The sequence below is a fragment of the Neisseria sp. P0009.S007 genome (assembly GCF_051962515.1).
On the sequence record NZ_JBQCVF010000679.1, the window covers coordinates 1 to 881 of the forward strand.

At 47.7% G+C, this 881-nt stretch carries 1 protein-coding gene; it reads right to left on the minus strand.

The genetic code is table 11. The annotated features are described in order from the left end of the window. On the minus strand, nt 1–743 hold a 743-nt coding region (gene dld / locus ACTHS3_RS15620; protein ID WP_440368458.1), incomplete at its 3' end, for a D-lactate dehydrogenase. Nucleotides 744–881 lie beyond the last annotated feature (138 nt).

The window sequence follows — 881 nt, forward strand, 5'->3', positions numbered from 1 at the left end:
GATGCTTCGTAGTGACGCGCAGGGTCGGCATTAAAACGGGCGGCAGTCGGTTCATTCACTTGGCGGACATGATCGCAGTATGCATGGTCATGCCCTTTGCCGGCATCTTGCGTAATGTCTTTTCGCTGATAATGGAAACCTTGCAAGTTGGTCAAAATTTCTTCAGGGGTTTCGCCCAAATCAATGCCCAAATGGTTGACCAGCTCCAGTTTGCCCTCTTCGTTGATTTGTGCAAACAGAGCCATTTCCGTATAAGCCGGGCCACGCTGTACCAATGCACCGCCGGAGTTATTACATACACCACCCAATACAGATGCGCCGATACAGGACGAACCGATTACAGAGTGCGGCTCACGGCCTAAAGGTTTCAGCAGCAGCTCCAGTTGATTCAAGGTAGAACCGGGCAGGCAGACAACCTGTTCGTTATTGTTGATCGGCTGAATGATGTTCAGACGCATGGTATTCACAATCACGATATCGCGGTCATAATCATTGCCATCAGGAGTCGAGCCGCCGGTCAGACCGGTATTGGCAGCCTGCGTAATCACGATAACATCAGCCTCAACACATGCCTGCAAAATTTTCCACATTTCCAACACCGTACCCGGACGGATAACTGCTAGCGCCTTGCCTTCGCCAAAACGATAGCCTTGACGGTATTGTTCGGTTTTCGCCGGGTCTGTGATGATATATTTTTCACCGACGGTTTGCGTCAGCCGGCTGATTAATTGCGTAGCATTCATTGCATACTCCTTGAGAGATTAATATATTTATTAAATTGTAAGCATTGTAGTAATCCGTTCCATCAAAGTAAAGGCGAAACCCGTTTTTTAAACTCATCTTTTAAATAAACAAAAGGCCGTCTGAAAATTTCAGACGGC